The 11,681-nt window shown below is 49.0% G+C and carries 9 protein-coding genes; 3 read left to right on the top strand and 6 right to left on the bottom strand.

All coding sequences use genetic code 11. From position 1 onward, the window contains the following. Positions 1-109 precede the first annotated feature (109 nt). A complete protein-coding gene (icd, locus tag KTO58_RS01820) occupies positions 110-1,375 on the top strand; it encodes an NADP-dependent isocitrate dehydrogenase (protein WP_095841016.1) in 1,266 nt (421 codons plus the stop codon). A 209-nt stretch (positions 1,376-1,584) separates the two neighbouring features. Continuing rightward, the gene (locus KTO58_RS01815) at positions 1,585-2,817 is read left to right on the top strand and encodes an NADP-dependent isocitrate dehydrogenase (protein WP_095841017.1); all 1,233 of its coding nucleotides are present in this window, start codon (positions 1,585-1,587) and stop codon (positions 2,815-2,817) included. Positions 2,818-2,936: 119 nt separating this feature from the next. Here the strand turns inward: KTO58_RS01815 and KTO58_RS01810 are convergent, their stop codons facing one another. The 6 genes from KTO58_RS01810 to KTO58_RS01785 all read right to left on the bottom strand — a co-directional run bounded on the left by KTO58_RS01810 (position 2,937) and on the right by KTO58_RS01785 (position 7,646). Continuing rightward, positions 2,937-4,601, bottom strand: coding sequence for a L,D-transpeptidase family protein (locus tag KTO58_RS01810; RefSeq protein WP_198315054.1), 1,665 nt, complete (start codon positions 4,599-4,601; stop codon positions 2,937-2,939). Between the two features lie 293 nt (positions 4,602-4,894). Then, positions 4,895-5,467, bottom strand: a complete 573-nt coding sequence (locus KTO58_RS01805) for a helix-turn-helix domain-containing protein (RefSeq protein WP_095841019.1) — start codon at positions 5,465-5,467, stop codon at positions 4,895-4,897. Between the two features lie 5 nt (positions 5,468-5,472). Next, positions 5,473-6,333 (bottom strand): hypothetical protein, encoded by an 861-nt coding sequence (locus KTO58_RS01800; protein WP_095841020.1) that lies wholly within the window; start codon positions 6,331-6,333, stop codon positions 5,473-5,475. A gap of 12 nt (positions 6,334-6,345) precedes the next feature. After that, positions 6,346-6,891 (bottom strand): heavy-metal-associated domain-containing protein, encoded by a 546-nt coding sequence (locus KTO58_RS01795; RefSeq protein ID WP_157753254.1) that lies wholly within the window; start codon positions 6,889-6,891, stop codon positions 6,346-6,348. A 106-nt stretch (positions 6,892-6,997) separates the two neighbouring features. Next, entirely contained in the window at positions 6,998-7,387 is a 390-nt protein-coding gene (locus KTO58_RS01790) for an HYC_CC_PP family protein (protein WP_095841022.1), read from the bottom strand. Between the two features lie 46 nt (positions 7,388-7,433). Further along, entirely contained in the window at positions 7,434-7,646 is a 213-nt protein-coding gene (locus tag KTO58_RS01785) for a hypothetical protein (RefSeq protein WP_095841023.1), read from the bottom strand. Positions 7,647-8,359: 713 nt separating this feature from the next. On the opposite strand from KTO58_RS01785, the gene KTO58_RS01780 reads away from it, so the two are divergent. Next, complete coding sequence (locus KTO58_RS01780) at positions 8,360-11,668, top strand: SusC/RagA family TonB-linked outer membrane protein (protein ID WP_095841024.1); 3,309 nt, start codon at positions 8,360-8,362, stop codon at positions 11,666-11,668. The last annotated feature ends 13 nt before the right edge of the window (positions 11,669-11,681 follow it).

The raw sequence follows: 11,681 nt of genomic DNA, 5'->3' as shown, positions 1-11,681 counted from the left end.
CAAGGGAAAAAACCGGTTGAAAGCAGGAAAAGGTACTGCCGGATCAGGTCTAAATGCTGTAACTTTGCGAACGATTACAATAATTAGTAACGCGCAAAGCAAGTGTATTATGCCGGCAGAAAAAATTTCAATGATCAACGGCCAGTTAAAGGTGCCTAATCATCCTATTATTCCTTTTATCGAAGGGGATGGTATTGGGCCCGATATCTGGAAAGCCAGTGTCCGCGTATTCGACGCCGCTGTAGAAAAAGCCTATGGCAGTGAAAGGAAAATAGAGTGGAAAGAAATACTGGCAGGTGAAAAAGCCTTTTCAGAAACAGGAGAATGGCTGCCCGCCACCACCCTGGACGCTCTCAAAGAGTATCTCGTTTCTATCAAAGGCCCTCTCTCCACACCAGTAGGCGGCGGTATCCGCTCCCTCAACGTGGCTATGCGCCAGGAACTGGACCTCTATGCCTGTGTACGCCCTATCAGATGGTTCAACAAGGTGCCTTCACCCGTTAAACATCCCGAAAAAGTGAACATGGTCATTTTCCGTGAAAACACTGAAGATATCTATGCCGGTATCGAATACATGTACGGTACGCCGGAAGCTGAAAAACTCCTCCATTTCCTCCAGAATGAAATGGGCGTGAAAAAGATCCGCTTCCCGGAAACCTCCTCTCTGGGTATCAAACCAGTATCCAAAGAAGGCTCCGAACGCCTTATCCGCGCAGCGATAGATTATGCTGTCACACATAAACTCCCTTCTGTTACCCTCGTGCACAAAGGCAACATCATGAAGTTCACCGAAGGTGGCTTCAAAAACTGGGGCTATGAACTCGCCGCACGCGAATTCGGCGATAAAGTATACACCTGGGAGCAATGGGAAAAAACCAAAAAAGAACAGGACGAAGACACTGCCAATAAAGAACTCAACATCGCACTGGCACACAATAAGATCCTGATAAAAGATGTCATAGCAGACAACTTCCTGCAGCAGATACTCCTGGCGCCCCAGGACTACTCCGTAGTAGCTACGCTCAACCTGAACGGTGACTATATTTCCGATGCACTGGCTGCCGCCGTTGGTGGTATCGGTATCGCTCCCGGTGCCAATATCAACTACAACACCGGCCACGCCGTATTCGAAGCCACCCACGGTACTGCTCCACGCTTCGCCAATACCAACACCATGAACCCCTCTTCCGTTATCCTCAGCGGTGTAATGATGCTGGAATACATGGGATGGAAAGAAGCAGCAGATATCATCGTACATGGCCTCAGCACCGCTATCATGCGCAAACGCGTCACCATCGACTTCTACAAGCTGATGGACGATGCCACCCTGGTGAAAACCTCCGAGTTCGCCGACGAAGTTATCAAACAGCTCTAACACACAATCGCTGTTTCCCCGATATTTACAAGTTCCGTTTGCTACGACCAGCATTGCCGCCCTCAGGCAACGCCAATCCGGCAAACGGAACTTGTGCCGTGTATAGACCAAACGGCACTTGGAAATTGCACACTGTTATTGTATATTTCAGGTTTATCCTAGGCTTGAATAGTTGTACCTTATTAAACTTTTTTAAAAATCAAACAGAAATGGCTGAAAAAATCAAAGTCGCAAACCCGGTAGTAGAACTGGATGGAGACGAGATGACCAGGATCATCTGGAAATTCATAAAGGACAAACTGATACTTCCTTACTTGGAGGTAGATATTAAATACTTCGACCTCGGCGTAGAACACCGCGACGCCACCAACGACCAAGTAACCGTAGATGCAGCTAACGCTATCCGCGAAGTAGGCGTAGGTATCAAATGCGCCACCATCACGCCCGATGAAGCCCGCGTAACTGAATTCAACTTGAAACAAATGTGGAAGTCGCCTAACGGTACTATCCGCAACATCCTCGATGGTACCGTATTCCGTGAGCCCATCGTAATGCAGAACGTACCGCGTCTCGTTCCTAACTGGACGGCTCCCATCTGCATCGGCCGTCACGCTTTCGGCGACCAATACCGCGCTACCGACTTCGTAACAAAAGGTAAAGGTAAACTCACCATCACCTTCGAAGGCGAAAACGGAGAAACCATCCAACACGAAGTATACAACTTCAAAGGCGATGGTGTTGCCCTCGCTATGTACAATACCGACGAATCCATCATCGGATTCGCCCGCGCCTGCTTCAACCAGGCCCTCATGAAAAAATGGCCGCTCTACCTGAGCACCAAAAACACCATTCTCAAAAAATACGATGGCCGCTTCAAAGACATCTTTGAAGAGATCTATAACAACGAATTCAAAGCTGAATTCGAAAAACAGGGCCTCACCTACGAACATCGCCTCATCGATGACATGGTAGCCAGCGCCCTCAAATGGAATGGTAACTTCGTATGGGCTTGTAAAAACTACGATGGCGACGTACAATCCGACACCGTTGCACAAGGCTTCGGCTCCCTCGGCCTCATGACCTCCACCCTCGTAACACCGGATGGTAAAACCATGGAAGCAGAAGCTGCCCACGGTACCGTTACCCGTCACTACCGCGACCACCAGGCTGGTAAACCTACCTCTACCAACCCTATCGCCTCCATCTTCGCATGGACACGTGGTCTCGAATTCCGCGGCCGCCTGGATAACAACCAGGAACTGATCGACTTCTGCCACGCCCTCGAGCAGGTATGTATCGAAACCGTAGAAAGCGGCAAAATGACCAAAGACCTCGCCGTTTGTATCCATGGCAACAAAGTAGAGCATGGCAAACACTACCTCTACACCGAAGAGTTCCTGGAAGCACTCAACGAAGCACTGAAAGCCAAACTGAACAAGTAATTTCTTTCAATACCGTCTTCAAGGCGTACCGGCTTCCACCGGTACGCTTTTTTTATCTCCATAAAAAAAGCGCACCTCCCTTACGGCAGATGCGCATATCATCCTACTTAATATCCTGTTTATTTATACCCCATCCTGCGCAGCAGACGACGATCCTCTCCGTAAATATCCTCGTGGAATACCAAACGGCCATCTATCCCCTCCGCACTGAAATAACGGATATAAATGGGTATCCGAGGACTGAAATTGATCTGCTTCTTCTCCTCTCTCGCCAGCCACGCCCGTACACTATCTCGCGGATGCAACACGGTATCCTGCCGGATCAGGTACATCGCCAGGCTATCCCACTGCTGCACACGCACACAACCATGGCTCAGCGCCCGGTATGCATTCTTAAATAATCCACGGCTGTTAGTATCATGCAGGTATACACTGTAGGCATTCATGAAGTTGAACTTCATCACCCCCAGCGAGTTCTCCACACCGTCCATCTGCCGCAACACATAAGGGAAGTGCCCCTTATCCAGCTTACTCCAGTCTATCGTATGAGGATCTACCGCATCACCGTGATGATCGATCACCTCCAGGTTCCTGCTCGCCAGGTAACCCACATTCCTTTTAATGGCCGGCAGCATCTCCTTGAATACAATACTGTAGGGTACTCGCCAGTAAGGGAAAAGTACGAAGTTGGTCATCACGGAATTCAGCAACGGTGTACGGTTACGCGGCGATCCTACAATCACCCGCGACTCCAGCACCACCGCGCCACTATCCGACACCATCAGCTTGAATGCTGGCACGTTCACCATTATATAACGGGATGGCAGACTGTCCGGCAGCTTACGCCACCTGTCAAAATTAACAGCGACCTGTGCTTCCCAATCGGCAACAGACCGGTTCATCATCGCGATCGTTTTCTTACCGGCCTTCCCATCCGCGTACATGTTAAAGGCTTCCTGGAACGCTTTCACTCCCTGCTTTAATATCGATGTATCTGCCGCACGCCCCGCCGTATCCAGGTACCCTCCTTGCACCAGCCGGTTGCGCAACAGGTATTTGAACGCCAGCGTATCTGTATACTGCTGTGGCAACGTATCCCAGCTACGACCGGCATATGCCCGCTTAAAGGCTGCCAGCCCCTCTTTGAGCGCCGTATAACCGGCATACTTCGGCTCCAGATCGTGCAATACCGCCGTTACATTATGCTGCTGTAACGCCTGATCCAGCATCTGCGTCAATGCCGTATCAGAAAACAAAGAATCTTTCCGCAACGTCACACTATCCCTCGGCCCCATCCCATAATGCAGGTGCGTCGCCATCTTCATAAAAGCATCCGTCATCATCACATCTATCTTGGCCCACAATGCCGCATTCTTGCGCGCAGAAGTATCCGCCGATACCTGCTCCATCGCCTTGCTCAATCCCCGCAAATGATATTGCCCGGGCAACAACCCTGCTTCATCCGCCCGCTCTATACAAGACAGCATCTGCGTAGCTGCATCACTGGCCCTCCCGTCGGCAGACCATTGCGCCGTATTATCATGCTGCCGGTAATAATATTCCAGCGCCGACATACGCAATACCCCCACAGTATCTTCCATCCGCTGCTTGTTGTCTGCAATAAATTGTAAACGGTCCGCAATATTCTCCGGTATCACTTCCGGTAGCTCTTCTACCCGTTGTACGATCTCCTCTTCTTTTGGCGCTGATTGCCGGTGTCCGCAGGAAGTGATAATAACGGCGAACAGGCTTAGTGTAACAATGCTTAATTTTTTTGTCCCCATTTGTAATGAATCATGGCAGTAAAGGTATCCATTTGCAAATACTGTGCTGGGTTTTGGAGTACTACAAAACATCTACAGACACAAATTTACGGACAACTCCGTAACTACAGATCCGCGTATTTCTACGTCCTTGCCGGGCAACAAAAAAGCCGGCGTAACTGCTACCCGGCTTCTTTATCGTTCAGTGCCACTGGCACCCCTGCTATTTACAGCAGTTCTTTTTTACAAACAGTGATTGCAAAACTTTCAATATTCCTGTTAATACCTTCTTCATCTGTCTTGTTTTTAGATCATCATATTTTGTCCAGCGGCCGGCGTTTATGCTCCTGCAACTGTTTGAACTGGCTCGGCGTCATCCCCGTCACCTTTTTGAACTGCCCCGACAAATGTGCTACACTACTATAACCCAGCTTATAAGAGATCTGGCTCAGCGTCAGCTCGTCGTATTCCAGCAACTCCTTTACCCGCTCTATCTTCTGCTGGATAATATACTGCTCTATGGTCGTGCCTTCCTGTTCGGAAAACAGGTTACTCAGGTAATGATAATCTTTATTCAGCCGTTGGGCCAACAGGCTGGAGAAATTCTCCTTCATCTCCTCCAGGTCACCATAATGCACCGTCTCTACAATGATATTTTTAATGGCCTCCGCGACCTGTTGCTTACGGTCGTCCATCAGCTCAAACCCTTCCGCCTGTAGCTTCACATCCAGCTGCCGGCGTTGCTCTTCACTGATGCTGCCCGTAACATGCACTTTCCCTAACTGAGCATCCTGCACCGTAAGCCCCGCCTCTTCTATCACAGATCGCACCGCCTTGATACAACGGGGACATACCATATTTTTAACGTGTAAAACGGTTGTCTGCATGCAAATCACTTTTTTAAGTTGAAGATATTGTGCTCCAGGCGCACCAGGAAGGTGTTGAATATATTCCGCTGCATATCGCCGGCCAACTGGGTACGGTACGACACGTCCAACCGGGTGGTGCTATTAAAGATAAACTGGATCGCCGGTGCGATATCCACATAATGCCCTCTTCCTATGCGGTCGGTATTAGCCTTGCCCAGGAACTCCACATAAAGGTTGAGGTTCGTTTGGTCATAGCTTTTGTATTTGAACGGCAGCAGCAGGTAACCGGCAGACAAGCTGTAATTTACAGCATTCCTGGATAGCTCATCCGGCAGGTTATGACGGGTATTGTTGAGGAAACGGTTATATCCTACCGTACCAGACAACGCCAGTTTATGTATCAGCTGCGTAGCGATCACACCGCCGGCTACACCGGAACTCATCCCCTCCAGGTCGATGTCCTCATTTTTATACCCTGCCGGGCTATGCCCGTTGATAGCCGCCGGCACATAAGGATTGTCTATCACCGCTCCCTTTACATAGGCTGCCATACGGAAATGACTGTGCAGCTCATCCTGCGAAAGAAACCGGTACTTGGCATACACCGATGCCCCTTCCGGACGTATAGAAGCTTGCATCTGGTTGGATGCATAACCCGTCACACGGAGCATCAGCTTTTTATTGAGCCCCCACATCAGCTCGGGGGCAAACCGCATACCAGTCACCCGCTCCTGCTCCATCCGGAAAAACTTGTTGGTCAGTCTAATACTGAGAGAGTGGGCAGCAATGTTGCTGGCAGGATCGCTGGATACATATAATTCCTGCGCATTGACTTGCATACCGGCCAGCAACAGCCCTGAGAATAACAGATATCTATATTTCATGTGCCTCCCTCCTTAAATAGTTACATGCAGTATACGTTTGGCCGCCTGCTTGCCTCCTGGCTTACAGCAGTCTTCCATTACACCGGTCTGATAACAGCTCATCTTGGTCTGGGCACTATATTTTTTAAACTGCCGCGCGGTAACGAAGTTCTTATCGATAACCGTGAGGGCAGTCTCTCCTTTTAACTCCTGGTCTTTCACGTTTACGAAATGCAGGGTATTACCCGCATAGGGCACATGACTGTCCTTCTCCACTTTCAGGCCGTCAAAATCAGCAGTAAGTACCAGTTTAGCTACGGAGAAACCAGCATCGTCCACTTTCTGCTGTATCTGGTCTACATTGACAGCCGCACCAGGCTTGAAGTACAACAGGAAGGTGGTATTGTCCAGGTCCGTATCTACCTTAGAAATAAAGGGAAGGGTCTGTAATGACTTGAGCGTAGCGTTGGAACACATGGCACAGGTGAGACCTGCGGCCTGCAAAGAGGCTTTCTTAATTTGGGCTTGTGCGCCTATAGTAAGGCCAAGGGCCAGGCATACTATTGTTAATACTTTCATGATCTGATAAATTGTAGTATAAAAAATAACCGCTAAATAGTCCATATAGCCAGTCCCGGCGGCATACAGCACCGGCAACGGACAGTTGCAAAGACTATCGCAGTTATCAGATCAGGAAAGTACAGTGATGAAGATAGAGGGGAATACCCGGTCCTTTTATCGGAGGGGCGTGATAGTTATTGGTCTGGTGGACGACCACCGGCAACAAAGCAGGTGTATAACTGAGCAGTTGTGGCAGTATCAGCGCTTTTTCTGCAGGCGGCACCTGTTGCAATAACACCGGAGACTGGTGGTCTTCTTGTACCTTGCAGAATTTTATTTCGTCCTGGCAGCAGCCATGTTTTTTGGTCATCCCACATACACTACAAGCTTCGTCCGCTGGTGTATGCCACTTCACGGAAGCGATCTGCCCCATGCAGTAATGCACATTTACTGTAAACCCGCTTGTAAGCACGGTATACAATAACGCAAGACATATGACGGCAAATTTCTTCATATAATATAGACAAAGATAGGACTTTTATACCGATCCTTCTCTATGCCTATATCGTCACCGTCCGTTGGATCATTTCAGCGATACCTAAAAGCAAGGCCATATTCACACCATGTTTGGCTTCCGCACGGATAAATCCATCCAGGTCCGGCTCAAAGAACACGTCCTGTCCGTTGATATTCACCTTAAAACGTTGAAAATGTCCCATGATGGGTTTTACAATATACCGGATGGCGTGGTACTTTATAGTGAACGTTTTCATCAGCTATTTTTAACAGTAAGTTGGCAAAACTTATGCCGGTGCCTAGCAGTTAGGAAGGGGTAAAAAATTAGTTGATTGAAAATAAATACATTAGCACTCAGCGAACATGGCATCGCCGATTCGGGGTATTGTAGACAAGTTGCAACAGTACAGGGAACCCTGCAATAAAGTCACCCACAGCTGACAAGTATTCGCTTCACTGCCTGCCCGTCAGAAAATGCAATCGTTTTACAGGTAGATATTATTTTAACTAATATTAAGACATTTTTAACATTTTAAGAATACCAAATACAGGTCGCTTGGAAAATTCTTGTTTTCGTCGTAAACTAGCTGCATCGGGGGCACTCTTATAATTTGGTAAACCACTATCGTTCATCCACGTCGGGTTAATCTACAACAACAATATCAACCTAATAACATTTTCAATCTTAGTCACATTACGTATCAACTAAAAAATCAACTAGGATAGCGAACAAGCAGTAAGTATTCTTTAGAGTTTTAGGAACAATGATCACTAACAGGCATTAGCGTGTTCGTATAACTGTGCAGTCATAGCACCTGCATAGTCGTATACATTTCTGTCGACTTTCAGCACTACCTGTACCTATATGTACGGCACGGCTTTGCTATGCCTTTAAACGTCTGAAGATACTCGCCAGCCAACTGAAGCAGGTCAATATCCCTCTTATTTCATATCAACTAAACATCACACTATGAAACGATGTCTATGCATCATTCTTTCCATGTTAAGCATGCTCTATGCCGTATCTTCCCGGGCACAGGAAATACCGCATATCTCAGGAACCGTAAAAGATACGAAAGGCACGCCGCTGCCGGGTATCAGTGTCCGCATTAAAGGCAGCAATACAGGCTCCATTACGGACCCGGATGGTAGCTACCTGCTGCGAAAAGTACCTACCGATGCGGTATTGCTCTTCCAGGGCATCGGGTATATTACCCGTGAGATCCCGGCGGCGGGCAAAAAAGAGATCAATGTCGCACTCTCCACCGACGAAAAACAATTAGGTGAGATCGTAGTTACCGGTTTCGGCGAAAAAAGAGAAAAGAAGCAACTCGGATATGCCGTAACGGAAGTAAAAGGCGATGACATCCGGAAGACGAACGCCATCAACCCGATCGCTGCACTCCAAGGTGTAGTACCGGGTTTGCAGGTATCTCCCGGCACCGGTGGGCCACAGGCTACTCCCCGCTTCTTGATCAGGGGTAGTGCCTCCCTGGACCCTTTCAAAAACCAACCACTGATCGTGGTGGACGGTATCGTAATGGATGACCAGGTCGTGTTGCCAAACAGAGGGGGCGAACAGGATTTCGGTAACATCCTCAAAAACATCAACAATGACGATATCGCTTCTATATCTGTACTGAAGGGAGGCGCCGTTACTGCATTATATGGCAACCGTGCTGCCAACGGGGTGATCATGATCACCACCAAAAAAGGATTTTCGCAGAAAGGACTGGGTGTATCGCTTAGCCATACACAGTCCTGGGATCAGGCTTACAAACTGATGGCCTTCCAGAATCAATTCGGCTCCGGGCAGACTACCGAAGACTTTGTAGCAGCGGGACCTGATGGGATACCAGGCATCAACCCTGCTACTTATGGTTATGGCTTCGGCCCCCGTCTCGATGGCAGGCAGGTACGCGACATCAACGGCCGCATCGTCGCCAACACTCCCAAATCCGATGTGTTGGGCATTTACCAGACCGGCCGTTATATCAACACGAATGTCGGTGTAGAAGGCGGTAATGAAAGAACCACTTTCCGTTTCTCTTTCTCCAATACGGACAGTAAAGGGGTAACACCCCGCAACGAGTTCAAACGTAACAGTTTCAGTCTCCGCGCCACCCATAAGATGGGTAACGCCGTACTGCTGGACGGTAACGTCGCTTACGTACGCAGCAACACACTCAACCCCAACCGGGCTTCCGGTGGTAATAATATCATCTACAACTTCTCCTTCGGTGCGCCCGCTAACTACGACACCGACTACTGGATGAAGAATTATATCGATCCTACAAAAGGTGGGCGTAATACTACTGACCCGGTAAGTGGCATTTGGTACACCCTGCTGGAAGACAGACAGGAGCAGATAGAAGATAACTTCCGGGGTAATATAACGGCCAGGGTTACACTCACTCCCTGGCTGACCTTTGAGGCCAATCCTTCCGTGAACCTGTTCAGCACGTCCTTCAGCAGCAAAACACTGGGCCGTGATGCCGGATTCGGCGGTGGTGCTTATACTGCTGAAACCAGGAGAGTGATCCAGTCCAGGCTGAAAGGTAACTTCAACCTGTCCCGCCAGATCAACGACTTCGAACTGTTCGGTCAGTTTGGTGCGGAGATGAACAATTCCAACCGTACCGGTGTAAGATCGTATACGCGTAGTGGTTTGAAGATCCCCCGTGTATACCGTATATCCAACTCTGTAGATCTGCCAGGTGCAGAAGAGCTGACACCTAACGAATACCGCATCGTGTCTGGCTTCTTCCAGGCCAGCGCTACCTGGAAAGGGATGCTGACACTGAACGTATACGGTCGTAACGACTGGAACTCCACCTTGCTGTATCCCGGCGGTGCAGGTACCTACTCCTATTTCTATCCCGGCGCCGACGTTGCCTGGGTATTCACAGAAGCATTCAAGCTGCCTCAGTTCATCAACTATGGTAAGCTGCGCACCTCTTATGTATATGCAGGTAATGGTACGGATATCTACCGTACCAACACTGGTATCTTCCGTGCTACCGATGGTTACCGCGATCGTGACGGTAACACTATCCAGCGTTATGAATATGAATCCCGGAACCTGGGTAACCTGAATCTGATTCCCGAAAGAAGTGAAAAACTCGAAACCGGTCTGGAAATGAAGTTCTTCTCCAACAGGCTGGGATTTGATTTCACTTACTATAAGCAGAACACCAAAAATCAGATCATTCCCTTACAGGTACCCCGTGAATCAGGTGTAGAAAATGCACTGATCAACGCTGGTAATGTACAGAACCAGGGTATTGAGCTGGCTGTATACGGTACGCCGGTGAAAGCGAAAAAGTTCAGCTGGGATGTATACCTGAACTATACCCGTAACCGTAACAAGATACTCAGCCTTGCTCCCGGCGTTACAGTGGTAGGCCTGGAAAGTGAAGACGGCGTACGCTCTGTGGCTTATGTTGGTGGCGACTACGGTACCATGATCGCTGCTTATGGCTTTGCCCGTTACCAGGCACGCGATGCCCAGGGTAAGGCGATCGAAAGCCCGCTGAATGGCAAACGCGTACTTTCATCTACCGGCGGATTCCTGCGTGCTGCCAACTATGCAGCCGGCCTGGAAAGAGAAGTAACACTCGGTAGCACCTTACCTAAATTCCTCGGTAGCATCCGCAATACTTTCAACTACGGTTCTCTTAGCCTTAGCTTCATGCTGGATGCCCGTTTTGGTGGTCTGGTATACTCTCCCAGTTATAACTATGGCTCTCAGCTGGGTCAAACTGTCAATACTTTACCCGGCCGTACCAAAGATCTCGGCGGTCTGGAATACGTAAATGCTGCCGGCGCCAAACGTGATGACGGTATCATTCCTGATGGCGTATATGCGGACGGTACAACGATCACCGGCCTGGATGGCAACCGTTACAATGTAAGCGGTATGACCTATCGGGAAGCCTATGATAAAGGATATGTACGTCCGATCCGTGCGTTGGCTTACTACAACAACTCTTTCAACTGGTTTGGTGGTATCCGCGAGCAATCTGTATTTGAGAACTCCTGGGTAAGTGTGCGTGATGTATCTGTAGGTTATGACCTGCCTACTTCTATTACGTCCCGAGCCAAGCTGAATGCTTTAAGGCTGACATTAGGCGCCCGTAACCTGGGATTCCTGTACAAATCACTGCCGATCGACCTCAACCCGGATGACCTGACCAGCAGTGGTTCCGGTGCTGCCTTTATGGGTGGTGGTACGCCTTACATCCGCAGCTTCTTCGTTACCGTAAACGCCAACTTCTAAACCCTCGAAAAAA

Source organism: Chitinophaga pendula, assembly GCF_020386615.1.
Classification (GTDB): domain Bacteria; phylum Bacteroidota; class Bacteroidia; order Chitinophagales; family Chitinophagaceae; genus Chitinophaga; species Chitinophaga pendula.
This window is presented reverse-complemented; position numbering and strand designations above follow the sequence as displayed.